Genomic DNA, 23,752 nt, shown 5'->3' on the forward strand with positions numbered 1-23,752 from the left:
TGTGCAGCATCAATGGGTGGGGACGTCGCAGAATCCATGCGCTGCTGCAATCGATGCGCATACGAATACCATACCAACCCCGCCCGAAATCATCCCCCGGTGCTGGCACGCACGACCAGTCTTGCGGGAAGAACGCGCGGATTGGGCGGGCGTCCTTCCACTTGCGCAAGCACGCATTCGACCAGCGCTTCTCCGGCAAGGCGGATGTCCTGCATCAAGGTGGTCAGCGGCGGCGAGGTGAAAGCGGCGGCGGGGATATCGTCAAATCCGACGACGGCGACGTCTTGCGGAATTGACAGCCCCGCTTCGGCCAAAGCGCGCATCGCGCCGATGGCGATCAGGTCGCTCGCGGCAAAGATCGCGTCGAAGCCAGCCCCGCGCGTCAGCAGTTCGCGCGCTGCGTTGTACCCCAGTTGCTCGTTAGAAACCGCATTCACCACAAGGCCCGGATCCGGCTCCAACCCGGCGGTGGTGATTGCCTTGACCAGCCCGGCATAGCGCTGTTCGAACTCTGGATAATGCGAATCCGCCTGACCCAGAAATGCGATGCGTTTGCGCCCGCGCGCCAGCAGATGCTCCCCGGCAAGGCGGCCTGCACCAAAATTGTCCGAACCCACGGTTGCGCCGATGGTCCCCTGATCCACCGAACCCCAGCGCACGAAGTGCGTGCCCGACCGGATCAACTGGCGCAGGCGCGGTTCATACGCAGTGTAATCGCCATAGCCGAGCAGGATCAGCCCATCGGCACGGTGGCTGTCCTGATATCGCTTGTGCCAATCGTCATCGAGTTTCTGGAACGATATCAGCAGGTCCAGCCCGCGATTGGCGCAGTGTCGGGTGATCGAACCGAGCATGGCGAGGAAGAATGGATTAATGTTGGATTCGTCAGGCGTCGGGTCTTCGAAAAACAGCAGTGCCAGAGTGTTTGACCGCTGGCTGCGCAGCGACGATGCGTTCTTGTCTACCGTGTAGTTCAACTGGCGGGCAATAGCCTCGATCTTCTGCCGCGTGGCAAGGCTGACCGATTTGCTCCCCCGCAGCGCCCGGCTGACAGTCGGCTGCGATACACCGGCCAGATAGGCAATATCGAAGCTCGTCGGCTTGTTGGAAGGCCTGCGCCCCATGTCCCCGTCTCTCCCGCTGCGCGGTGTGGTCCCGTCGCTAGCTGTCACAGAGTGTATGCGTGATCTGCGTCCCATGCAATCGCTCGTCCAAAATAGCCTGCAACCGCCGGATTTTTCGTGATTTCACCGCCAAGCCAAGTGTTGCAAACAAGCTTCATCTGAAACCAATCCACGCATAGTATACGTATGCCATATTCGTCCTGCTTCATCGATCCCTTAAGCAAAATGGGAACGGAAGCCCGGCCCTGCCGACCCGTGATATTCGCAAACAAGGTTCGAAGGCTGGCGCTGCCGGTCTCGGGGGAGTGAGTTTCAAAATGGCAATTCGCACATTCACCGCTGGTGCGGGCGCTTCGCTTGCAGCCATGACCGTCGCACTGGTGGCAAGTCCTGCTGTGGCGCAGGACGGTGCTGCTGAGGCGCAAGCTGCCCCCGAAGGCGAGCAGGCTATCGTCGTCACCGGTTTCCGCGCATCGCTGGCAACGGCCGTCAACACCAAGAAAACATCCGCTGTCATCGTGGAATCGGTTTCCGCCGAAGACATTGGCCGCCTGCCCGATGCGTCCATCGGTGAATCCATTGCCCGTCTGCCGGGCCTTACCACGCAGCGCCTGTTCGGCCGCGCCAATTCCATCGCCATTCGTGGATCGAGCGCGGACCTTTCGTCCACCACGCTGAACGGTCGCCCGCAAACCTCAACCGGTGAACAGCGCAACGTCGAATTTGACCAGTTCCCGTCGGAAATCGTCAGCCGCGTCGATGTGTACAAGGCACCTCAGGCCAACCTCGTCCATCAGGGGCTGGTCGGCACTGTCGATATCAAGACGATCCGCCCGCTCGAATTCGGCAAGGGCCTTATCTCGTTCGGCGGGCGCGGCACCTATGCCGATCTGGGCAAGGTGAATACCGATAGCAACGAGTTTGGCTACCGCGCCACCGGCACTTACGTCGGCCAGTTCATGGAAGATCGCCTCGGCGTGGCGCTGTCAGCGGCCTACACCGACGAACCCTATCAGGCGCAGGAATTCGAAGCATGGGGTTATGCCGATGGGCCGAACGGCACCAAGATCATTGGCGGCATGAAGCCTTTCGGTGTTTCCACCCAGCTTAAGCGCCTTGGCATTCAGGGCACCGTGCAGTTCCAGCCGGTGAACGAACTGATGTTCACCGTCGATGCCTTCTACGGCAGCTTCAAGGACAAGCAGATCAAGCGCGGCGTTGAGTTCCCGCTGATGTGGAGCGCCGCGCAGCTCTCGCCCACAGGCATTGAAACCAATGGCAACCTTATCAGCAAGGGCACGTTCACGGGCGTGGAGGCAGTGGTCAACAACCACGGCTACGAACGCAATTCGGATATCTTCTCAGGCGGTTTCAACGCGGCGTGGACTGGCGACGATGGCTGGTCGGCGTCGTTCGATTTCGGCTATTCCAAGACTGACCGCAACGAACTGACGCTTGAAACAAACGCAGGCACCGGGCCGGGCATGGGCGTCGGCGCGACCGACACGCTGACCTTCGTCAGCGGCCCGACCGGCACGCAGTTCATCAGCAATACGCTGGACTATGGCAATTACAATTTCATCGTCCTCACCGATCCGCTGGGCTGGGGTGCAGGTGCGCCGCTCGGTTCGCAGGAAGGCTATTACAACGACCGCATCATCGATGATGAGATCAAGAGCTTTCAGATCGAAGTCGGCAAGGAAATGGAAGGCAGCTTGCTGTCGAAACTCTCCGTCGGCACGGCTTATGTTGATCGCACCAAGGGCAAGACCCCGGTAGAGTATTTCCTGAACCTTGCGGGTGGCGCAAAATCGCTGGTGGTGCCCGAACAGTACCGCACGGGGGCAACCGATCTTTCCTTCATCGGTGCAGGCCCGATCATCGGTTATGATCCCTTCGAGATGCTGGAAGACGGCGTTTACGTAAAGACGCTGAACGCCAGCAAGGACGTTCCCGCCAAGGCCTATTCGGTGACAGAACGGGTCATGTCGATCTATATAAAGGGCGATCTCAAGGCCGCGTTTGGCGCTGTCGAGATGGACGGCAACATCGGCCTGCTTGCGCAAAACACCGAACAGAAGTCGCGCGGGTTCCAAAATCTTGCTTCGGCGAGCCTCGTGCCTGTCGTGCGCGGCGCGCGTTATTGGGATTTCCTGCCCAGTCTGAACCTTAACTTCCGTCTGCCCGGCGATTGGGTGGTGCGCGTGGCTGCGGCCCGCGAAATCCAGCGCCCGCGCTTCGAAGACATGAAGGTCAGCCTCGATTACAGCTATAACGTCAACAGCGGCGTCATCACCGGCAACGGCGGTAACCCGCAGTTGAAGCCCTATCGCGCCTGGGCGGCGGATCTGAACATCGAAAAATACTTCGGCGGCAAGGGCTATCTGGGCCTCCAGATGTTCTACAAGAAGCTGGATAACTACATCTACAAGGACATCGTACCCTACGATTTCGCCGGGCTGCCGATTGTCGCGCCGGTGCCGATCACCAACTATGTCGGCACTCTGAACACGGCGGTCAACGGTTCGGGCGGTAAGCTCTATGGCCTTGAACTGGCGGGCACCCTGCCGTTCGATGTGATCACGCCCGCGCTCGAAGGTTTCGGATTTACCGGTGGTCTTGGCTATACCAAGACCTCGATCAAGCCGGGGCCGAATGCGCAGTCGATGGACCTGCCGGATTATTCGCGCTGGGTTGGCTCGGGCACGCTCTTCTTCGAAAAGGGCGGTTTCAATGCCCGCGCCTCTGCGCGCTACCGTTCGTCGTTCCAAGGCATTTTCGTCGGCTTCGGTGGCGAGCGCGAACTGCGCCGCGCGCTCAAGGAAACCATCGTCGATGCGCAGATCGGCTATGATTTCAAGGCGAGCAGCCCGCTCAATGGTCTCTCGCTGTTCCTTCAGGGCCAGAACCTGACCGACGAACCGTTTGTTTCGGTGGACTCCGGCACCACGCTGCAAATTCGCAACTATCAGACCTATGGCCGCCGCTTCATGGCCGGGTTCAACTACAAGTTCTGATGGCCCCCTCGAAGGAGGCGGTCCCTCCCGCCTCCTTCACCCTCTTGCTCTGAAGTGCCCGCAGAAGGCACAGTCCGGTGACCCCTGCGGGAGAACGCGCGTGTCAGCTACGCAATGTAGAAAAATCAGAGGAGCGGCCGGTTGGCTGCTCGCCCGCAAGCGCTTCATGGCATCGCTGCTCGCGCTTTCCACGGCGCAGCCTGCGCTGGCCGACGCGCCGCTGGCACAAGTCCGCGCGCGCCCTGCGGCGGGGGAGACAATCTACTTCCTGCTGCCAGACCGGTTCGAGAACGGTGATGCGAAAAACGATACCGGCGGCTTGAACGGCGACCGTTACAGGACGGGCTTCGATCCGTCCGCCAAGGGCTTCTACCACGGTGGCGATATCAAGGGCCTGGTGGCGCGGGTCGACTACCTGCAAGGCCTCGGCGCGACCGCGATCTGGGTTGCACCGGTGTTTCAGAACAAACCCGTGCAAGGCGCTCCCGGGCAAGAGAGCGCTGGCTATCACGGCTATTGGGTAACCGATTTCACCCGCATCGATCCGCATTTCGGAACCAATGCAGAATTCAGGGCGCTGGTCGATGCAGCGCACGCGCGTGGGATGAAAGTCTACATGGACATCATCGCCAACCACACCGCCGATGTGATCCGCTACAAGGAAGGGCAGTATAGCTATCGCGACAAGGCGAACTGGCCCTATTCGCGCAAAGGGGGCCTGAACGGTCCAACGATCAATCCGGGTTTTGCGGGCGACGAGGATTCAAGCGCGGCGAATTTTGCTCGGCTTGTTGATCCCGGCGCGGCCTATACGCCGGTGGTCCCACTGGCGGAACGGAATGCAAAGACGCCCGTGTGGCTCAATAATCCGATCTATTATCACAATCGCGGCGATTCCACGTTTCGGGGGGAAAACAGCCGCTTTGGCGATTTCGCCGGGCTGGACGACCTCTTCACCGAACATCCTCGCGTGCGGGCAGGGATGATCGAAATCTACGCCGACTGGATCAAGCAGTTCGGTATCGATGGCTATCGCATCGATACCGCCAAACATGTCGATTCCGGCTTCTGGCAGGCCTTCATTCCGGCCATGCTCGATACGGCAAGGCAGGCGGGCATTCCCAACTTCACGATCTTCGGAGAAGTCGCGCATGAAGGACCGGATCCCGGCACGATCGCGCGCTATACCCGGCGCGATGGCTATCCGGCCGTGCTGGACTTCGCATTTCAGGGCGCTGTGCGTGCGGTGCTGGGGCAGGGCAAAGGCACAGAGGTTCTGGCGGACATGTTCGACGGCGATGTGCTCTATGAAGGCGGTGAAGCAGCGGCGCTCGCCATGCCGACGTTTCTGGGCAACCACGATATGGGCCGCTTCCCCATGTTGGTGCGCAAGGACAGACCCGGCATTTCGGATGCCGAATTGCTCGCCCGCACAGAACTGGCGCATGTCATGCTTTTGACCCTGCGCGGATCTCCCGTCATCTACTATGGCGATGAACAGGGTTTCGTTGGCGATGGTCACGATCAGGACGCACGTGAAGATATGTTCGCCAGCCAAACGCCCAGCTACAATGACAACGTACTGCTTGGCACGAAGGCTACGACCGCCACGGCCAACTTCGATCCGGCGCACCCGCTCTACCGGCTGATCGCCACGCTGGCGCAGTTGCGCAAGGATCATCCCGCCCTTGCGCGCGGGCGGCAGGTTACGCGAACGTATTCAGAAGCGCCGGGGCTGTTTTCCGTATCCCGCTTCGATCCCGTCAGCGGTATCGAGTATCTGATTGCGTTCAACACCTCGGACAAATCGCTCCGCGCCCAAAGCGTGATTGGTGCGTCTGCAACAAGCCTTGAAAGCCTCTTCGGCCTTTGTCCGGTGCAGGTCAGCGCACCCGGTTCGGTCAGGGTCGATCTTCCCGCCTTCGGCAGCATGGTCTGCCGCGTCACTCCTTCCCCGGAAACCACGGCTCGATGAACATTTCTCCGACGCAACAGACGCATGATACTATTCCGTGGTGGCGCGGGGCGGCGATCTATCAGATATATCCCCGCAGTTTCTGCGATTCCAACGGCGATGGCATTGGCGATCTGCCGGGCATCACGTCGCGCCTCGATCATGTCGCGCGGCTTGGCGTCGATGCGATCTGGGTGTCGCCGTTCTTCACCTCGCCCATGCGCGATTTCGGCTATGACGTGTCCGATTACTGCGGCGTCGATCCGATCTTCGGGACACTCGCGGATTTCGAAAAGATGGTGGAGCGGGCGCACGAGCTTGGGCTGAAAGTCACCATCGATCAGGTCTATGCCCACACATCGGACCAGCACGCATGGTTCGAAGAAAGCCGTCAGGACCGCACCAATCCTAAAGCTGACTGGTACGTTTGGGCGGACCCGAAGCTCGACGGCTCGCCCCCGTCTAACTGGCAATCTGTCTTCGGCGGCCCGGCGTGGACGTGGGATGCGCGGCGGCGGCAGTACTATCTGCACAACTTCCTTTCGAGCCAGCCGCAGATCAATGCGCATAACCCGGATGTTCAGGCGGCGTTGTTGAATGTGATGCGGTTCTGGCTGGACCGGGGCGTCGATGGCTTTCGCTTGGACGCTCTCAATTTCCTGATGCACGACCCAACGATGCGCGACAATCCGCCCGCGCCGGACGATGGCCGCCGCAAGACGCGACCGTTCGATTACCAGCTCAAGATCTACAACCAGTCGCACCCCGATATCATCACGTTCATTCAGTGCATCAGGGCATTGTGCGATGAATATGGCGCGGTGTTCACTGTGGCTGAAGTGGGCGGCGATCTGGCCGAGACGGAAATGAAGGCGTTCACGGCGGGCGAGCAGCACCTGAACAGCGCCTATGGCTTTGATTTCCTGTATGCCGAGCAGCTTACGCCGAAGTTTGTGGAACAGGCGGTGGCGAAGTGGCCTGATGAGCCGGGGCTGGGCTGGCCGAGCTGGGCTTTCGAGAACCACGATGCGCCGCGCGCGGTTTCACGCTGGTGCAAGCCGGAGGAGCGCGAGGCGTTTGCCCGTCTGAAAGCCATGCTGTTCGCATCGCTGCGGGGCAACATCATCGTCTATCAGGGCGAGGAACTGGGGCTGGCCCAAGTCGATATTCCGTTCGAGCAACTTCAAGATCCCGAAGCCATCGCCAACTGGCCGCTCACGCTTTCGCGCGATGGCGCGCGCACGCCGATGCCTTGGATGGTGCAGTCGGGTGAGGGGGGCTTTACGTCGGGCGTGCCGTGGTTGCCGCTGGGTGAGGAGAACCTTGCCCGCGCAGTGGACCGGCAGGAAGCAGATCCGAATTCACTGCTCAATCTGACCGCGGCGATGCTTCGTCTGCGACGCGATAACGCGGCATTGCGTCTAGGCACATTCGAAGTGCTTCATGCAGACGAATGCCTTCTTGCTATTCGCCGTGTTTCAGGTGAACAATCGATTGCAGGATTATTCAACCTGTCATCGGTTTCCGTGGTCTGGCCACAAGAGCTGGTGCGTGACGGCAAGCAAATCGCGTCGGTCAACGGCGCAAATGTGGGGCAGATTCCGCCATTCGGCGGGCTGCTGATCGAAGAGAGGATCTGATGCGGTACAATCTGACGTTTGCAGCGCCGCTGGCGCTGACCCTTTCGTGCGCCCTTGTTTCGCCTGCGCTGGCCCAAGAAAAGACGCAAGCGGTCACGGCATCATCGCCCGATGGTAGCCTGACGGTTTCAGTGACCACCGACAACGACGGGCACCCGCTTTACAGCGTGACGCGCAAGGGCAAGCTGCTGCTCGGCTCTTCGATGCTGGGTTTCATCACCAGTGATGGCCCGACGATGCAGCGCGGGCAGAAGATCGTGGGCAGCGAAACGGCTTCTGGCAAGGAAACGTGGGAGCAGCCGTGGGGTGAGCGGCGCTATGTGACGGACAACCACAACGAACTGCTGGTCAAGTTCGAACAGGTGCCCGATTGGGGTGGTCGCCGCATGAACGTGCGCTTCCGCCTGTTCAACGACGGCATCGGCTTCCGTTATGAACTGCCCGAACAGGGCGCGATGAAAGTGATGAAAATCGCTGACGAACTGACCGAGTTCAACGTGGGCCAGAACGGGACCGCGTGGTGGATTCCGGGCGGCGAATGGAACCGGTACGAGCAGGTCTATCAGAAGACGCCGATTGATAGCGTTTCCACCGCACACACGCCGATCACGATGAAGCTTGCGGACGGAACGCATCTTTCGTTTCACGAGGCGGCGCTGGTCGATTATTCGGGCATGTGGATTAAGCGGCAGACCGTCACGTCTTTCCGCGCCACGCTGGCCCCATCGTCCAATGGTCCGAAGGTGACGCGCGCGCTGCCGTTCAACACGCCGTGGCGCACGATCCGCATTGCCGACAGCGCCAAGGGACTGGTTGAAAACGATCTGGAACTAAACCTCAACGAGCCGAACAAGATCGGTGACGTGTCCTACTTCAAGCCGATGAAATATATCGGTATCTGGTGGGGCATGATCCGTGGCGACTGGTCGTGGGCGGAAGGACCGACCCACGGCGCGACGACCGCGCGCACCAAGCAGTACATCGACTTTGCCGCAAAGCACGGCTTCGGCGGGGTGCTGGTGGAAGGCTGGGACACGGGCTGGAACGGCACGTGGTTCGGCAGTGGCAAGGATTTCAGCTATACGCAGGCCACGCCCGATTTCGATCTGGAAGCGGTGACGAAATATGGCGCGACGAAGGGCGTCATGCTGATCGGCCATCACGAAACCGGCGGCAATATCGCAAACTACGAAGCGCAGCTTGACGATGCGATGAATCTCTATGACCGACTTGGCGTGCGCGCGGTGAAGACTGGATATGTGGCCGATGCGGGCGGCATTCTTGCGCCCGGCGATGCCCCCGGCACCTACCGGATGGAGTACCATGACGGGCAACGGCAGGTGCAGCACCATCTGAAGGTGGTGGAAACCGCCGCGAAATATCACATTGCCATCAATGCCCACGAACCGGTCAAGGACACCGGTTTGCGCCGCACTTATCCCAACTGGATCGACCGCGAGGGCGCGCGCGGCATGGAATACAATGCCTGGGGCCAGTTCGCCAACGGACCGGACCATGAGCCGACGCTGGTCTACACCCGGATGCTGTCTGGTCCGATGGACTACACCCCGGGCATCCTGAGCCTTGAAGGGGCCAACAAGGTGCCGCTGGCATCAACTCTGGCCAAGCAGCTTGGCCTCTATCTTGCGCTCTATTCCCCGATCCAGATGGCGGCAGATTTCATCGAAAGCCTTGAAGCGCATCCAAAGGAACTGGCCTTTATCAAGCAGGTGCCTGCGGACTGGGCGGAAAGCCACCTGATCGCCGGGGAAGTAGGCGACTTTGCGATATTCGCGCGCAAGGACCGCAACAGCGCAGACTGGTACGTCGGCGGGGTGAACGACGCCACGGCACGCGATGTGGCACTGACGCTCGATTTCCTCGATCCCGGAAAGACCTATACCGCGACGGTGTGGAAGGACGGTGAAGGCGCGACTTACGAAACCGAGGCGCGCCATCGCATCGCCTATGCAACGCTGACGGTGAAGAAGGGCGATGTTCTGCCCGCATGGCTTGCGCCGGGTGGCGGGCTTGCCGTGCGGTTGCAGCCGGGGAAGTAGGCCCCGACAGGCGTGTTTGGATTGCAGCCGATGATGGTGCAGTGCAAACCATCATCGGCTGCTTTGCCACGCATAGCTATCCTGCATACATATGCGTGCTGAACCTGCCGAACTTAGGGTCTAGGGCCACTGTGCAAGGCAGGGGTTCCGGCTGTTTTCAGCAGCCCGAAACGCCAAAGGGAGAATTGCGTCGATGATCGAAACGAGCTGCGCAGCCCTGCTGCTGTTTGGCGCAACCGGCGACCTTTCGCGGCGGATGCTGCTCCCTTCGCTTTACGCTTTGCACGAGGATGGGCTGATCCGGCCCGACCTGCGCATAGTTGGCACCGCGCGTTCGGAACTGGACGATGCCGCGTTCCGCGAATTTGCGCGCGCGGCGCTGGCCGAATTCCTGCCCGAAGACCGGCGCGACGATGAAAAGCTGGCAAGCTTTTTGGAACGGCTTGAATACCAGACGCTCGATGCTTCGAACATCGACGGGTTCGGAGATCTCGCGAAAAAGTTGGGCGACACTTCTTGCGGACTGTCGATCTTTCTTTCCACCGCGCCTTTCCTGTTCGAACCCACGATCGAAGGATTGAAGCGGGCGGGCCTTGCCCATGCAAACGTGCGGATTGGCCTTGAAAAGCCGCTGGGCAACGATCTGGCATCGTCGACCCGGATCAACGATGCGGTGGCTGCTGCTTTTGCCGAGGAACAGATCTTTCGGATCGATCATTACCTTGGCAAGGAAACGGTGCAGAACCTGATGGCGCTGCGTTTTGCCAACATGATGTTCGAGCCGCTGTGGAATGCAGGCGGGATCGACCATGTGCAGATCACGGTGAGCGAGACGGTCGGCCTTGAAGGGCGCAAGGGGTTCTATGATGACACCGGCGCGCTGCGTGACATGGTGCAGAACCACATGCTGCAATTGCTGGCGCTGACCGCGATGGAGCCGCCTGCAAATCTCGACGCAACATCCATTCGCGACGAAAAAGTGAAAGTTCTTCGCGCGCTTCGTCCGGTCAAGGCCGAGGAAATGGTGCGTGGGCAGTATCGCACCGGCGCGGTAAAGGGCGCTTCGGTTAGCGGCTATCAGGAAGATCTGGGCGAGGCTTCCGACACCGAAACTTTCGTGGCGATCAAGGCGCATGTGGACAACTGGCGCTGGACCGGGGTCCCATTCTATCTGCGCACGGGCAAGCGCTTGGGCGAGCGGCGCAGTGAAATCGTCGTCGAGTTCAAACAGGTGCCGCACAACGTTTTTGCAGAGCGCGGCGGGCGGTTGCGCGCGAACCGTCTGGTGATCCGCCTGCAACCGGAAGAATACGTGCGTTTGCAGGTCATGGCCAAGGAGCCGGGCCTTGATCGCGGCGGCATCGTGCTGCGCGAGGTCAATCTTGACCTGTCTTTGACCACGGCGTTTGCCAAGGCGCGCCGCCGCATTGCCTATGAGCGCTTGCTGCTGGACCTGATTGAAGGCGAACAGACGCTGTTCGTGCGCCGAGACGAGGTGGAAGCGCAGTGGAAGTGGGTCGATGCGATCCGCAAGGTTTGGGCCGATACCGACATGGAAGCCAAGCCCTATGCCGCCGGTTCGTGGGGACCAAACGCGGGCATCGCCCTGACCGAGCGTGACGGGAGAAGCTGGAATGACTGACCGGGTGCCGGTAGCCGTCAGATGGGCGGAGCCGGGAGATGCGGCTGCGGTGGCCGACCATATCGCGCGCGTTGTTTCCGCGCCGGGAGCCAAGCGCATTGCCTTTACCGGTGGGTCTACGCCGATAAAGGTTCTGGCATTGTTGAAGGATCGCCTGCTCGACTGGTCGAGCGTGACGATTGCGCTGACCGATGATCGCTGCGTGTCGGATGATCATGCCGCCAGCAATTTCGGCAAGATCCATGCGGCGCTGGGTGCATCGGGCGCCAGCTTTGAGCGACTGGTTGAAGGTGCGGACGTTGCACCGTTCGATCTCGTCTGGCTTGGGATGGGCGAAGACGGGCATGTTGCTTCGCTGTTCCCGGAGATGAAGGCGCATGTCCGTCCGGGCGCGGCGGTGATCGCCACGACGCCGATCCCTTTGCCGCCGGAAGCACCGTTTGACCGGCTGACGCTTAACGCGCGAGCATTGAAGGCAACGCGCGAGATCATTCTGGTGGTGACCGGCGCATCGAAGAAGGCGCTGCTGGACAGCGCACTGGCGGGGGATGCCCGTTATCCCGTTACCGATTTCCTGAGCGGCTATGGTCCGCCCATGACGATATACTGGAGCGAATGATGCCGCTGAACCCTACTGTCGAACGTGTCACGCAGCGCATTGTCGAACGGTCGCGCAAGAGCCGCGCTGCCTATGTCGATCTGATCGAGCGTTCGCGCGAGCAGGGCCTTAATCGGCCACAGCTTTCATGTGGCAATCTGGCGCATGGCTTTGCCGCATCGGGCGATGACAAGGCGCTGATCAAATCGGGCAGGGCGATGAATATCGGCATCGTCACCGCCTATAACGACATGCTTTCGGCGCATCAGCCCTATGGCCGCTATCCTGAACAGATCAAGATTTTCGCACGCGAAGTGGGCGCGACTGCACAAGTCGCGGGCGGCGTTCCGGCGATGTGCGATGGCGTGACGCAGGGTCAGGATTCGATGGAACTGTCGTTGTTCAGCCGCGACAACATCGCGATGGCAACGGTCGTGGGCCTGAGCCATGCGATGTTCGAAGGCGCTCTGCTGCTGGGCATCTGTGACAAGATCGTGCCGGGGCTGCTGATCGGCTCGCTGCGCTTTGGTCATCTGCCGACGATACTGGTTCCGGCAGGACCAATGCCGAGCGGGCTGCCGAACAAGGAAAAGGTGCGCATACGCCAGCTCTATGCCGAGGGCAAGCTGGGCCGCGATGAACTGCTGGAAAGCGAGAGCGCGAGCTATCACTCCGCCGGGACGTGCACGTTTTACGGCACGGCCAATTCCAACCAGATGATGATGGAGATGATGGGGTTGCACATGCCCGGCTCCAGCTTTGTCCAGCCCGGCCAGAAGCTGCGGCAGGAACTGACGCGCGCCGCCGTGCATCGTGTGGCGCAGATCGGATGGAACGGCGATGACTATCGCCCGCTGGGCCTGTGCGTGGATGAAAAGGCCATCGTCAACGCCATCGTCGGCCTGCTGGCGACGGGTGGTTCGACCAACCATGTGATCCATCTGCCCGCTATCGCACGCGCCGCCGGTATCCAGATCGACTGGGACGACATGGACGAACTGAGCCGCGTCGTGCCGCTGGTGGCCAGCGTCTATCCCAACGGCGCGGGCGATGTGAACGCTTTCGCTGCGGCCGGCGGGATGCCCTATGTAATCCGCGAACTGATCGGCGCGGGGCTGGCCCACGCCGATATCATGACCGTTTATGGCAAATCGCTGGACGAAGGCGCGCAAGAGCCGGTCATGCAAGGCGATGCGCTGGCGTGGGAACCTGCACCTGAGTTTTCGGCGGATGAAACGCTGCTGCGCCCTGTGGCCGCTCCGTTTCAGGCCGAAGGCGGCTTCCGACTGCTGCGGGGTAATCTGGGGCGCGGTACGATCAAGGTCAGCGCGGTTGATCCCTCGCGCTGGACGATCGAGGCTCCTTGCCGCGTGTTCGAAGACCAGAATTCCGTTCTGGCGGCATTCAAGGCGGGCGAACTGGAACGGGACGTCATTGTCGTCGTGCGGTTTCAGGGACCGGCGGCCAACGGTATGCCTGAATTGCACAAGCTGACCCCGCCGCTGGGTGTGTTGCAGGATCGGGGCTTCAAGGTGGCGCTGGTGACCGATGGCCGCATGTCGGGCGCATCGGGCAAGGTGCCTGCCGCGATCCACATCTCGCCCGAAGCCAAGCTGGGCGGGCCGTTGGCCAAGCTGCGCGACGGCGATATTGTGCGGGTTTGTGCCGATAGCGGCGAACTGACCGCGCTGGTCCCTGAAGCAGAATGGAATGCGCGCTCGGATTCGGTTGCACCGGCCAGCGGGCTTGGCGTAGGGCGCGAACTCTTCGCGCTGATGCGGGAGCATTCCGATCCGGCTGAGCGCGGCGGTTCGGCCATGCTCGCAGCGGCGGGGCTTTGACGGCACATCGCTGTTCGGGGGATGGAATGCAGGTAGTAGCGGTTGATATCGGTGGCACCCACGCGCGCTTTGCCATAGCAGAAGTTGCAGGCGGGCGCGTGCTGTCGCTGGGCGAGGCGGTGACGCTGAAGACGGCTGAGTACGGCTCTTTCCAACTGGCCTGGGAAGAGTTCGGACGGCAGCGGGGCGGCACATTGCCCAAGGCGGCGGCGATTGCGGTTGCAGGGCCGGTGGGCGGTGAGGTGATCAAATTCACCAACAACCCGTGGATCATCCGCCCGGCGCTGATCCCGGAAAAGCTGGGTGCTGATCGCTATGTCGTAGTGAACGACTTTGCGGCTGTGGCGCACGCCGTGGCGCAGGCAGATCAGGATCATTTCCTGCACTTGTCGGGGCCTGACGAGGCTCTGCCAGACGCGGGCGTGATCAGCGTGGTGGGTCCCGGCACTGGCCTTGGCGTGGCGCAACTCTGGCGCGATTCGGCGAGTTATCGTGTGGTGCCGACAGAGGGTGGGCATATCGACTTCGCCCCGCTTGACGCCATCGAGGATGCCATCCTTGCAGGCCTGCGCAAGCGGCATCGCCGCGTTTCGGTGGAGCGCGTTGTGGCCGGGCCGGGCATCGTCGATATCTATGAAGCGCTGGCGCATCTCCAGCACCGACCCTTTACGCCGCGGACCGATCGGGAGCTGTGGGAACTCGGAACTTCCGGGGAAGACAGCCTTGCCGCAGCGGCGGTGGACCGGTTCTGCCTGTCGTTGGGCAGCGTGGCGGGCGATCTGGCGCTGGCACATGGTGCGACTGCTGTGGTTATGGCGGGCGGGCTCGGTCTCCGGATCAAAGATACCCTGTCTCGGTCAGGCTTTGCCGATCGCTTCCGCGCAAAGGGCCGTTTCGAAGGGCTGATGGCGGCCATTCCGGTCAAGTTGATCACCCATCCGCAACCGGGCCTGTTCGGTGCTGCGGCTGCATTTGCACAGGCAAACGCGAACTGATCCGAAAATACCCTGTTCAAAGTCTTGGGTTGCTCTCTACGGGTGCGTCCCGCACACGCTGTTGCGGCCAACCATCAGCTTAATTGGTCAATTGAATCTGGTGGATTTGCCGTGCCAAAACGGTATGGCTTGGCCAAGGCGCTTTGCGCACAGGTCCATAGGAGAGGGTGCCCGGATGCAGTACGAGACCATTCGCGTCGAACGTGTCGACAATGTTCTGAAGATCGTGCTGAACCGGCCCGAACGGCTCAATGCCTGCCCGCCCAATATGGCGCTGGAACTGGCCAATGCTGTGAACGACCTTGATGGTGCCCGTGCGGTCCTGATCACGGGCGAGGGCCGCGCGTTCTGTTCTGGGGCAGACCTTGCAGCGCGTGGCGAGCGTTCGATTGCAGGTGGGCGGGGGGCATACACCGCACTGACGCAGGCCTATAATCCGCTGATGCTGACGCTATCGCGGCTGTCGGTTCCAGTGGTGACGGCGGTAAACGGCCCAGCCGCAGGCGTGGGCTGTTCCATCGCGCTGGCAGCAGATTTCGTGATCGCTGGGCGCAGCGCCTATTTCCTGCAGGCCTTCGTCAACATCGGTCTTGTGCCCGATGGCGGCGCATCGTGGATGCTGACGCGCCTGGTAGGCAAAGCCCGCGCGACCGAAATGATGATGCTTGGCGAAAAGATCGGTGCGGAAAAGGCAGAGAACTGGGGGTTGATCTACAAGGCGGTCGACGATGCAGCGTTGCAGGATGAGGCGATGGCGCTGGCCACACGCCTTTCTGCTGGGCCGACGGTTGCTCTGGGCACCATGCGGCAGAACATGGCAAAGGCGCTTGAGGCTGGCTATGCCAGCGCGCTGCTGATCGAAGCCGAAGGCCAGTGGCAAGCGGGTGACAGCGCCGACGCTGCCGAAGGCGGCAAGGCATTTTTGGAAAAGCGCAAACCAGCATTCACCGGTAAGTGATAAATGCAGTGGCGTGCGGGCAATTGCCTGCGCGCCATTTCATCAGCGTGCCAGCTGCTCATCGAGAAACGCTGCGACCTCTGCCAAATCGACGTCTTTCGCAAGGAAAGTCTGCCCGATTCCGCGCATCAGCAGGAATGGCAGCGTTCCGGCGTCCATCTTCTTGTCGTGAAGCATATGGTCGGCCAGCTTGCGACCATCGCAAGCGAGCGACAGCGACGAAAGCGTTGCGGGCAAGCCGATTCCACCGATGTGCGCGGCGATCCGTTCGGCGTCCTGCCCGGTCATCAGACCTTGCCTTGCGGAGAATCGGGCAGCCAGAACCATGCCGAGCGCAACGCCTTCGCCATGAAGCAAGCGGTCGGAGAAGCCGGTTTCAGCTTCCAGCGCATGGCCGAAAGTGTGGCCGAGATTGAGTAGCGCGCGAATGCCTGCGGTTTCCTTCTCGTCCGCCGCCACGATCCTTGCCTTGGCCTCGACGCTGCGAGCAATTGCAAATTCGCGCGCAGCGGGATCACCCGCCAGCAGTTTGGCGCCGTTGGTTTCGCACCATTCGAAAAACGGGGCGTCGTCGATCAGCCCGTATTTCACGACTTCGGCATAGCCCGCGCGCGTATCGCGCAAGGGCAGCGTATCCAGCGCCAGCGGATCGGCCAGCACGAGTGATGGCTGGTGAAATGCGCCGACCAGATTCTTTCCGGCAGGCGTGTTGATCGCGGTCTTGCCGCCCACGCTGGAATCGACTTGCGCGAGAAGTGTGGTGGGAATCTGTATGAATCCGCAGCCGCGCTTCACCATCGAAGCCGCAAAGCCGGTAAGATCACCGATTACGCCGCCGCCCAGCGCGATCACATTGTCCTTGCGCTCCACTTCCTGCGCCAGCAGCCAGTCCACAACGCGGGCAAGGTGCTGCCAGCTTTTGGTGCTTTCGCCCGCAGGCAGGACAAGCCAGTTGGAGGCAATGCCCACGGCGGTAAACGATGCTTCGACCTGATTCCGCCATGCCGAAGCAACATGTTCGTCGGTGACGATGGCAGCGCTGTGCTTGCGTAGGAACGGACGGCAATGTTCGCCTGCCTTGGCAAGAAGGCCCGGTTCGATCCGCACGTCATAGGGAGCGCCGGCGATGGCGACGGGGACTACAGCCATTGGTCGATTGCTTTCAGGATCTTGGTTGCGGTCACATGATGCGGCTGCGCGCCGCTCACCACGTGGATCGGCGCTTGCGAATAGAACGGCGCGCGCTCTTCTTTTAGCCGGGTCAGAATTTCGCGCGGATCGCCGGTCTTCAACAGGGGGCGGTTGTCCTTCCGGCCCACACGCTCGACCAGCGTTTCAACATCGCAGTCCAACCAGATGGCGATCCCCTTTTCGAGAAGCAGCGCTCTGGTGGCTTCGTCGCAGAACGCGCCGCCACCGGTGGACAGCACCTTGCGGTCGGTAAATCGTCCATTACCTACCAGACGGCCGATCACCCTGCGTTCGCCATCCCGGAAATAAGGTTCGCCATATGTGGCGAAAATTTCGGGTATGGGCATGTGCGCGGCCCGTTCGATCTCCTCGTCTGCATCCACAAACGGGAAATGCAGCATGGCCGAGAGCTTTTTGCCCACTGTGGTCTTGCCCACGCCCATCATGCCGACCAGCACCAGCGGACGGTCGATCCGACGCGCAATGCGTCCGATTTCGGTCAAGCTGAGGGTAGCCGTGTCTTGTTCCATTGCCGCGCCGCCTATACTTGGGCTACTGCCGGTTGCAAGTATCGCCTGAAGTGTCGCAATCGCCGGGGCAGCCTCGGCCGCAAACCGGATGCGCATGAATGAAGAAGTTTGCCGTGGTCGGAGCCGTGATACTGGCCGCATTTCTGTCACTGGCGTGGATCAAGGGTGGGGCGCAGCCGATGCAGTGGATGGAACAACCGGTTGATCGGGGAACCGCCCCCGGAGCCGATGAATGAACCGGAAAGCCACCTTCTGGATGTGTGGCGCTGCGGCGCTTGCGGCTGTTTCGGGCACACTTGTTGCTCAAGAGTCGCTGCTGCCACCGGGCTTTGACAATCCGCCTGCGGCATCGCGCCCCGCAACACAGCGCACGCCTGCGCCTTCGCGTAGCGCTGCGCCGCGTGCTTCGTCCTCGGCAGCAGGGGCTGCATCCGGCACGGCACCGCAACCTGTGGGTAGTGCTAACGCGGCCGTGTCATCACCTACATCGTCCAGCACTGCGATTCCGGTAGTCCAGCCATTGCCTTCGGGTGGGGCGATGCCACGGGCGCATGGCGGGATGAGCGATGAGGACTTGCTCAATTCCATCGATCCGGCCTTGCTGGCAAAGTTGATTGAATCGGCCCGGCCCAAAGCGGACATTCCCCCTTCCGGGCAACGCAGCCTCGCCCGCGTTGGCGTGCTGGATCAGAGCGATGGCGGTTTTCCGGCGCTGTCCACGTATTACCTGAACGGGGCCTTTGTCGAAGGCGTGGTCGGCAAAATGCGCGGGCGCTTCGTTTCGCGCTGGGGGCATATCCTGACACGGCGCGTGTTGCTGAGCCGCCTTGCAACGCCCGTGGGGATGAACGGGGCCGATTGGGCGGCGATGCGTGCCCAGTTGCTTGTGCGCATGGGCGAAGCTGACGCGGCGCGCGCCACTGTGCAATCGGTTGATAGTGGTGATTTCACGCGCGGGCTTGAAGATGCGGCGCTGGCCAGTTTCGTGGCGACGGCGGACCCGGTTGGCCTGTGTCCGATTACCGCGCTGACCGCTGCGGGCAGGTCTGGAAATGACTGGGATCTGGTCCGGGCGATCTGCTCTGCCTTTGCCAATGAAGGCACCAACGCGATGTCGCAGCTTGATCGCGCGATGCGGCAGGGGAAAGGCAGCAAGATCGACATTTTGCTCGCGCAGAAGTTCGCAGGCGCTGCCACAAATGCCCGGCGTGCGGTGAAGATTGAATGGGATGATGTTGATGCGCTTACGCCGTGGAGCATCGGGCTGTCGTTCGCCACAGGGATCGAACCGCCCAAGCCTTTGCAAGAAAAGGCCGGTGCGAATTATGCCGTTCTGGCATCGCGCGCGCCGATGCTCCCGCTGAAATCGCGGGCCAGTGCTGCCGATGTCGCGGCTGCACGCGGTCTGATGTCCGCACAGGCCATGATCGACCTTTACAGCGAAATCTATGCCGAACGCGAAGGCGGGAACGATCAGCCGGATGACTGGTCGCGACGTGCAGAGACTTTGCGCACCGCCTACGTTGGACAGGAACAAGCCGAGCGATTGGAAGCAATCCGTTCGCTGTGGGGTGATGGCAGCAACCCGGATCGCGCATTTGCGGGGCTTGTGTTGACGTCCTATGCAGCCGCGCGCGTTATGCCGAGTGAAGATGTGGCAGATAGCGCAGCGCCGCTGATCTCTTCGATGCTGACAGCAGGCCTTGATCGCAATGCGCTGAAATGGGCGCCGTTTTGCGCGATAGGCAGCGAGGGCTGGGGGCTTCTCGTCCTTGCAAATCCGGGCAGGGCCAATCGCGTGGGGGCAGAGGGCCTCAATGCGTTTGGCGATGATGACGATTCCGAAGGTTCGTTGCGCTCGCAGTTTCTGGTTGCCGGGCTGATGGCCTTGGACCGTGTGGATCAAGCCGCTGCGCGTGATTTCGCGGGCAAGTTCGATGTCGATCTCACCCGGCAGACCCGCTGGACCCGCGCGATTGAAGGCGCGGCCGCTTCCAAAAATCAGGCGCTCGTGGCTTTGTTGGCTGCGTTTGGGATGCAGGGAGAACGGTGGGACCGGATGACGCCGTTGCATCTCTATCACATCGTCTCCGCGTTGCACCGCGTCGGGCTGGATGGTGAGGCGCGGATGATCGCCGCCGAAGCCGTTTCGCGCGTCTGATCAGGTGAAGCCGCAGGCTGAACCTGCAGTCGAAAGCTTTCTGGCGATGCTCGCCGCGCAGCGTGGGGCGGCGGCGAATACGCTGGCAGCCTATCGCAGGGATCTTGCTGCGGCGGGGGAGCAGATTGGCTGTTTGGAGCGCGCTTCACGGGCAGATATCGAAGGGCTAGGTGCTGCTTGGGTCGAGCTTGCGCCGTCTTCGGTTGCGCGCAAGGCATCTGCGCTGCGGCAGTTCTATGGGTTCCTTGTGGATGAGGGCGTTCGGGAGGACGATCCCTCTTCTGCCTTGCCGCGACCAAGGATCAGGCGGCCATTGCCCCGGCTGCTGGGGCATGAAGAAGTGGCTGCGCTGTTTCGTACCGCAGAAGCGGATGCCGCGGCCGGCACGCCAGAAGGCCTGCGTATATTGGCACTGCTCGAACTGCTCTATGGATCGGGCTTGCGGGCGACCGAACTCGTTTCACTGCCCATAGCGGCGGTGCCACGCGATGCGCCGTTCCTGACGATCACCGGCAAGGGCAGTGTGCAGCGTATGGTGCCGATTTCGGCACGCGCGGCCCATGCGCTGGCCGACTGGCTGGTGGCCAGAGGAAAGGGCGGACGCTTCGTGTTTCCATCGCCACGCGGCGGGCATCTTTCGCGGGTGCGGTTGTTCCAGCTTTTGCGCGATCTGGCGCTGCGGGCAGGGCTGGACCCTGAGAAGGTCAGCCCGCACGTGCTGCGCCATGCCTTTGCCACCCATCTGCTGGAAGGGGGCGCGGACCTGCGCGTGTTGCAAACGCTGCTTGGCCACGCCGATATCGCTACGACGCAGATCTATACCCATGTCGATGCAGCGCGGCTCGTTACGTTGGTCAACCAGCGCCATCCACTTGCCCGGAGTTGACCAAATCAAAGACCGGGCCTAGCGGAAGTGCCATGATTTCCTATCTCGAGTTCGAAAAGCCGGTCGCCGCGCTCGAAGCCCGCATCGCTGAACTGCGTGAAACAGCGCAGAGCGGCGATATCGATATCGCTTCAGAAATCCGCCGTCTTGAAAACAAGTCGGCGGAACTGCTGGCCAGCACCTACAAGGCGTTGACGCCGTGGCAGAAGACGCAAGTCGCCCGCCACCCCGCGCGCCCGCATTTCAAGGACTATGTAGAGCGGATTTTCGCAGATTTCATGCCATTGGGCGGTGATCGCCTGTACGGTGAAGATCAGGCAATTGTCGGCGGCTTTGCCCGGCTTGCACCGGAGTTCGGTGGACGGCGCGTCATGCTGATCGGGCACGAGAAGGGCAACGATACGCAAAGCCGCATCCGGCACAACTTCGGCATGGGCAAGCCTGAAGGCTATCGCAAGGCGATCCGTCTGATGGAAATGGCGAGCCGATTCGGCCTTCCTGTCGTGACGCTGGTCGATACATCTGGCGCATTCCCCGGCGTTGAGGCGGAAGAGCGCGGTCAGGCCGAGGCGATTGCCCGTTCTACCGAAGCGTGCCTTGCATTGGGCGTGCCAATGGTCGCTACGATTGTGGGCGAGGGCGGTTCGGGCGGCGCGGTGGCTTTGGCAAGCGCCGAGCGCGTGCTGATGCTGGAACACGCGGTCTATTCGGTCATCTCACCCGAAGGCTGCGCATCGATTCTATGGCGCACGGCCGAAAAGGCTGCAGATGCTGCAGAGGCGATGAAGGTTACCGCGCAGGATCTGCTTTCTCTGGGCGTGATCGACAGAATCGTGCGCGAGCCAATGGGCGGGGCGCATCGCGATGCCGCCGCAACGTGTAGTACACTGGGCAATGCGATTTCGGAAGAACTGGCCGCGCTCGTGGGCAAGTCTGCGGACGAACTGCGTGGACTACGTGCGGAGCGGTTTCTTCGAATTGGAGCCTGATTGGCCCTGATAGGGTAAGCCTGCTGGCAATCGGGAACCGGATTTGCGACAAAGCGCTTGAACGGGACATTTGTGCCTGTGTGCTTGTCGATATCTGGGGAGATCAAGATGCCATTCGCCCGCCGTTCGCGCGCCGCCTTGCTGACAGTTACCGTGCTGGCAGTGTCGGTTATTCCGGCGTGGGTGCTGAAATCCGCTAGCCCCGCGCAGGCACAGGGTGCCGTGCAGTCGATCAGCGCTGCCGACAAGAAGCAGGGGGCCGAAGCCCATCCGCAACTTTTGCAGGAGTTCGGCGGCGCGATGACCGGCGCGCAGGCGACCTACGTTGAATCGGTGGGCAAGACGATTGCGGTCCAATCGGGCCTGAGCAACGCCAAGGGAGACTTCACTGTCACCCTGCTCAACTCTCCGGTCAACAATGCCTTCGCGATTCCGGGCGGATACGTTTACGTGACCCGCCAATTGGCTGCGTTGATGAACAACGAAGCCGAACTGGCCGGTGTGCTTGGGCACGAAGTGGGTCATGTTGCCGCGCGCCATTCCTCGAAACGGCAAAGCGCTGCTACCCGCAACGCGATTCTTGGTGCGTTGGGCCAGGTTCTTACCGGCGCATTGCTTGGCAACAGCGCGATTGGACAGATCGGGCAGGAAATTTTCTCCACCGGTAGCCAGTTGCTGACGCTGAAGTATTCGCGCGGGCAGGAAACCGAAGCCGACAATCTGGGAATCACCTATTTGCAACGCGCTGGCTATGATCCGCGTGCGATGTCGACCGTGCTGCAAAGTCTGGCGAACCAGAACGCGCTTGATGCCGCCATAAAGGGGACGACGAATCAGGTTCCACAATGGGCCAGTACACACCCCGATCCGGCCTCGCGCGTTCGCGCGGCGCTGACGCGGGCAGGGGCATCGGCCAGCGGACGCACCAATCGCGATGTTTTTCTGAACGGTGTTAACGGCCTGACCTATGGCGACGATCCGGCGCAGGGGATCGTCGATGGTTCAAAATTCACCCACCCGGCGCTGCGACTCGCCTTTCAGGCACCCAATGGGTTCTACCTTGTTAACGGCACAAGCTCGGTCGCCATTTCCGGGCAAAGCGGAAAGGGCGAATTTTCGACGGCCAGCTACAGCGGTAATCTTGAATCCTATGTTCGCACCGTGTTTTCGGGATTGTCAAGCCAGCAGCAGATTGCGCCTCAGACCATCGAGCGCACCACGATCAATGGGCTGACGGCCGCTTATGGAGCCACGCGAGCGACGAGTGGCAACAGCCAGGTCGATATCGTGGTCTATGCCTACGAGTTCGGGCCGAACCAGGCCTACCATTTCGTCACGATCAGTCAGGCCGGCCAGTCGGGCCAGTTTGATTCGCTGTTCCGTTCACTACGGCGGATCAATGCGACCGAAGCCAGTGCGGTAAAGCCGAGGCGTCTTTCGGTGGTCACTGTAAAGACGGGCGACACGTTGCAGTCGCTCTCTGCGAAGATGGCGTTTACGGACAAACCGCTTGAGCGTTTTCTGGTTCTCAATGGCCTTACATTCACCAGCAAGCTGGTGCCGGGGCAGAAGGTGAAGCTGGCGGTTTACTGACCGCCTTTGTCGCTACGCTGGTTATGCCGGACGCGCTTTGCACAAACGAAAAGTGGGGCAAGCACCATGTGCTTGCCCCACTTCAATCAAACCGTTGAGGTCAGATTAGAGGTCGCCGTCCGAAGCGTTGGTCATGTCGCCGGAAACCTTGTTGAAGGTGTTGCCGAGCGAGTCACCCAGCGAACCCATAGCGGCGATCGCGGCGACGGCGACGAGAGCGGCGATCAGGCCGTATTCGATCGCGGTTGCACCTTCGTTGTTGGCGAGCAGGTTGCGGAAAAGCTTCATGTCGGTCTCCTAGAGTAGTTGTTTCTTCTTCCCGTCCCGCTCCAAACTTTGTCCCCGGAGCAGGCATTCGCATCTTTACGTAGCAAAGCCTAAGAAGGCGTTAATCGCGATGCCATCACTCAATCAGATGATTGTTGATGTAGACGTACTCGTTATACAGAGCATCACCGAACGTCTTCATGCCGAATGCAGCAGCAAGGCCAACCAACGAGATCAGCAAGCCGTATTCGATGGCTGTTGCGCCGCTTTCATTGCGGAGAATGTCTCGAAGCAAGGTCTTCATTG

Annotated in this window: 20 protein-coding genes; 14 read left to right on the plus strand and 6 right to left on the minus strand. The window is 61.1% G+C overall.

The features are described from left to right. Positions 1 to 89 precede the first annotated feature (89 nt). A complete protein-coding gene (locus HGI47_RS03540; RefSeq protein WP_168851426.1) occupies positions 90 to 1,124 on the minus strand; it encodes a LacI family DNA-binding transcriptional regulator in 1,035 nt (344 codons plus the stop codon). Between the two features lie 317 nt (positions 1,125 to 1,441). Between HGI47_RS03540 and HGI47_RS03545 the strand changes: the two genes are divergently transcribed. The 9 genes from HGI47_RS03545 (at position 1,442) to HGI47_RS03585 (ending at position 15,829) form a co-directional block, all read left to right on the plus strand. Continuing rightward, positions 1,442 to 4,141 carry a TonB-dependent receptor gene (locus HGI47_RS03545; protein ID WP_168851427.1) on the plus strand — a complete coding sequence of 900 codons (2,700 nt, stop codon included), beginning with the start codon at positions 1,442 to 1,444 and terminating at the stop codon, positions 4,139 to 4,141. 166 nt (positions 4,142 to 4,307) lie between these two features. Continuing rightward, positions 4,308 to 6,116 carry an alpha-amylase family glycosyl hydrolase gene (locus HGI47_RS03550; RefSeq protein WP_168851428.1) on the plus strand — a complete coding sequence of 603 codons (1,809 nt, stop codon included), beginning with the start codon at positions 4,308 to 4,310 and terminating at the stop codon, positions 6,114 to 6,116. Then, positions 6,113 to 7,735, plus strand: a complete 1,623-nt coding sequence (locus HGI47_RS03555) for an alpha-amylase family glycosyl hydrolase (RefSeq protein ID WP_168851429.1) — start codon at positions 6,113 to 6,115, stop codon at positions 7,733 to 7,735. The genes HGI47_RS03550 and HGI47_RS03555 overlap by 4 nt, the downstream gene beginning before the upstream one ends. Further along, positions 7,735 to 9,795, plus strand: a complete 2,061-nt coding sequence (locus tag HGI47_RS03560; protein WP_168851430.1) for a glycoside hydrolase family 97 protein — start codon at positions 7,735 to 7,737, stop codon at positions 9,793 to 9,795. Before HGI47_RS03555 ends, HGI47_RS03560 begins: the two co-directional genes overlap by 1 nt. A gap of 193 nt (positions 9,796 to 9,988) precedes the next feature. Next, positions 9,989 to 11,437 carry a glucose-6-phosphate dehydrogenase gene (gene zwf / locus HGI47_RS03565; RefSeq protein ID WP_168851431.1) on the plus strand — a complete coding sequence of 483 codons (1,449 nt, stop codon included), beginning with the start codon at positions 9,989 to 9,991 and terminating at the stop codon, positions 11,435 to 11,437. After that, complete coding sequence (locus HGI47_RS03570) at positions 11,430 to 12,056, plus strand: 6-phosphogluconolactonase (RefSeq protein WP_168851432.1); 627 nt, start codon at positions 11,430 to 11,432, stop codon at positions 12,054 to 12,056. The genes zwf and HGI47_RS03570 overlap by 8 nt, the downstream gene beginning before the upstream one ends. Continuing rightward, entirely contained in the window at positions 12,056 to 13,876 is a 1,821-nt protein-coding gene (gene edd, locus HGI47_RS03575; protein WP_370521619.1) for a phosphogluconate dehydratase, read from the plus strand. The genes HGI47_RS03570 and edd overlap by 1 nt, the downstream gene beginning before the upstream one ends. A 26-nt stretch (positions 13,877 to 13,902) precedes the next feature. Continuing rightward, positions 13,903 to 14,871 (plus strand): glucokinase, encoded by a 969-nt coding sequence (locus HGI47_RS03580; RefSeq protein WP_168851434.1) that lies wholly within the window; start codon positions 13,903 to 13,905, stop codon positions 14,869 to 14,871. A 175-nt stretch (positions 14,872 to 15,046) separates the two neighbouring features. Continuing rightward, complete coding sequence (locus HGI47_RS03585) at positions 15,047 to 15,829, plus strand: enoyl-CoA hydratase-related protein (protein ID WP_168851435.1); 783 nt, start codon at positions 15,047 to 15,049, stop codon at positions 15,827 to 15,829. Positions 15,830 to 15,871: 42 nt separating this feature from the next. On the opposite strand, the gene aroB is transcribed toward HGI47_RS03585, so the two are convergent. Both aroB and HGI47_RS03595 read right to left on the minus strand, forming a co-directional pair. Next, a complete protein-coding gene (gene aroB / locus HGI47_RS03590) occupies positions 15,872 to 16,978 on the minus strand; it encodes a 3-dehydroquinate synthase (protein ID WP_168851436.1) in 1,107 nt (368 codons plus the stop codon). Beyond that, on the minus strand, positions 16,969 to 17,550 hold the full coding sequence (locus HGI47_RS03595) for a shikimate kinase (RefSeq protein ID WP_168851437.1): 582 nt from the start codon (positions 17,548 to 17,550) through the stop codon (positions 16,969 to 16,971). The genes aroB and HGI47_RS03595 overlap by 10 nt, the downstream gene beginning before the upstream one ends. A 98-nt stretch (positions 17,551 to 17,648) precedes the next feature. On the opposite strand from HGI47_RS03595, the gene HGI47_RS03600 reads away from it, so the two are divergent. Then, positions 17,649 to 17,786: a hypothetical protein gene (locus HGI47_RS03600; protein ID WP_168851438.1), complete on the plus strand. Its 138-nt coding sequence runs from the start codon at positions 17,649 to 17,651 to the stop codon at positions 17,784 to 17,786. Between the two features lie 67 nt (positions 17,787 to 17,853). On the opposite strand, the gene HGI47_RS22545 is transcribed toward HGI47_RS03600, so the two are convergent. Then, a complete protein-coding gene (locus HGI47_RS22545) occupies positions 17,854 to 18,132 on the minus strand; it encodes a hypothetical protein (protein WP_240949969.1) in 279 nt (92 codons plus the stop codon). On the opposite strand from HGI47_RS22545, the gene HGI47_RS03605 reads away from it, so the two are divergent. The 4 genes from HGI47_RS03605 (at position 18,110) to HGI47_RS03620 (ending at position 23,179) form a co-directional block, all read left to right on the plus strand. Beyond that, complete coding sequence (locus HGI47_RS03605; RefSeq protein WP_240949970.1) at positions 18,110 to 19,711, plus strand: hypothetical protein; 1,602 nt, start codon at positions 18,110 to 18,112, stop codon at positions 19,709 to 19,711. The genes HGI47_RS22545 and HGI47_RS03605 overlap by 23 nt on opposite strands. Before the next feature lie 4 nt (positions 19,712 to 19,715). Next, positions 19,716 to 20,597 carry a tyrosine recombinase gene (locus HGI47_RS03610; RefSeq protein ID WP_168851440.1) on the plus strand — a complete coding sequence of 294 codons (882 nt, stop codon included), beginning with the start codon at positions 19,716 to 19,718 and terminating at the stop codon, positions 20,595 to 20,597. A gap of 32 nt (positions 20,598 to 20,629) precedes the next feature. Beyond that, positions 20,630 to 21,586 carry an acetyl-CoA carboxylase carboxyltransferase subunit alpha gene (locus HGI47_RS03615; protein WP_168851441.1) on the plus strand — a complete coding sequence of 319 codons (957 nt, stop codon included), beginning with the start codon at positions 20,630 to 20,632 and terminating at the stop codon, positions 21,584 to 21,586. A 108-nt stretch (positions 21,587 to 21,694) separates the two neighbouring features. Beyond that, positions 21,695 to 23,179, plus strand: coding sequence for a M48 family metalloprotease (locus HGI47_RS03620; RefSeq protein ID WP_168851442.1), 1,485 nt, complete (start codon positions 21,695 to 21,697; stop codon positions 23,177 to 23,179). A gap of 105 nt (positions 23,180 to 23,284) precedes the next feature. Here HGI47_RS03620 and HGI47_RS03625 read toward each other — a convergent pair whose 3' ends face one another. Both HGI47_RS03625 and HGI47_RS03630 read right to left on the minus strand, forming a co-directional pair. Continuing rightward, the gene (locus HGI47_RS03625) at positions 23,285 to 23,467 is read right to left on the minus strand and encodes a Flp family type IVb pilin (protein WP_168851443.1); all 183 of its coding nucleotides are present in this window, start codon (positions 23,465 to 23,467) and stop codon (positions 23,285 to 23,287) included. Between the two features lie 115 nt (positions 23,468 to 23,582). Further along, the gene (locus HGI47_RS03630; protein ID WP_168851444.1) at positions 23,583 to 23,750 is read right to left on the minus strand and encodes a Flp family type IVb pilin; all 168 of its coding nucleotides are present in this window, start codon (positions 23,748 to 23,750) and stop codon (positions 23,583 to 23,585) included. Positions 23,751 to 23,752 lie beyond the last annotated feature (2 nt).

The organism is Novosphingobium sp. ERN07 (assembly GCF_012641335.1).
In the GTDB taxonomy this organism is placed as follows: Bacteria; Pseudomonadota; Alphaproteobacteria; order Sphingomonadales; family Sphingomonadaceae; genus Novosphingobium.

Bases quoted from the DNA above. Each gene is read 5' to 3' on its own strand.
- HGI47_RS03540 (WP_168851426.1), bottom strand. From the start codon at position 1,124: ATGGGGCGCAGGCCTTCCAACAAGCCGACGAGCTTCGATATTGCCTAT.
- HGI47_RS03545 (WP_168851427.1), top strand. From the start codon at position 1,442: ATGGCAATTCGCACATTCACCGCTGGTGCGGGCGCTTCGCTTGCAGCC.
- HGI47_RS03550 (WP_168851428.1), top strand. From the start codon at position 4,308: ATGGCATCGCTGCTCGCGCTTTCCACGGCGCAGCCTGCGCTGGCCGAC.
- HGI47_RS03555 (WP_168851429.1), top strand. From the start codon at position 6,113: ATGAACATTTCTCCGACGCAACAGACGCATGATACTATTCCGTGGTGG.
- HGI47_RS03560 (WP_168851430.1), top strand. From the start codon at position 7,735: ATGCGGTACAATCTGACGTTTGCAGCGCCGCTGGCGCTGACCCTTTCG.
- zwf (WP_168851431.1), top strand. From the start codon at position 9,989: ATGATCGAAACGAGCTGCGCAGCCCTGCTGCTGTTTGGCGCAACCGGC.
- HGI47_RS03570 (WP_168851432.1), top strand. From the start codon at position 11,430: ATGACTGACCGGGTGCCGGTAGCCGTCAGATGGGCGGAGCCGGGAGAT.
- edd (WP_370521619.1), top strand. From the start codon at position 12,056: ATGCCGCTGAACCCTACTGTCGAACGTGTCACGCAGCGCATTGTCGAA.
- HGI47_RS03580 (WP_168851434.1), top strand. From the start codon at position 13,903: ATGCAGGTAGTAGCGGTTGATATCGGTGGCACCCACGCGCGCTTTGCC.
- HGI47_RS03585 (WP_168851435.1), top strand. From the start codon at position 15,047: ATGCAGTACGAGACCATTCGCGTCGAACGTGTCGACAATGTTCTGAAG.
- aroB (WP_168851436.1), bottom strand. From the start codon at position 16,978: ATGGCTGTAGTCCCCGTCGCCATCGCCGGCGCTCCCTATGACGTGCGG.
- HGI47_RS03595 (WP_168851437.1), bottom strand. From the start codon at position 17,550: ATGGAACAAGACACGGCTACCCTCAGCTTGACCGAAATCGGACGCATT.
- HGI47_RS03600 (WP_168851438.1), top strand. From the start codon at position 17,649: ATGAAGAAGTTTGCCGTGGTCGGAGCCGTGATACTGGCCGCATTTCTG.
- HGI47_RS03605 (WP_240949970.1), top strand. From the start codon at position 18,110: ATGAGCGATGAGGACTTGCTCAATTCCATCGATCCGGCCTTGCTGGCA.
- HGI47_RS03615 (WP_168851441.1), top strand. From the start codon at position 20,630: ATGATTTCCTATCTCGAGTTCGAAAAGCCGGTCGCCGCGCTCGAAGCC.
- HGI47_RS03620 (WP_168851442.1), top strand. From the start codon at position 21,695: ATGCCATTCGCCCGCCGTTCGCGCGCCGCCTTGCTGACAGTTACCGTG.
- HGI47_RS03625 (WP_168851443.1), bottom strand. From the start codon at position 23,467: ATGAAGCTTTTCCGCAACCTGCTCGCCAACAACGAAGGTGCAACCGCG.
- HGI47_RS03630 (WP_168851444.1), bottom strand. From the start codon at position 23,750: ATGAAGACCTTGCTTCGAGACATTCTCCGCAATGAAAGCGGCGCAACA.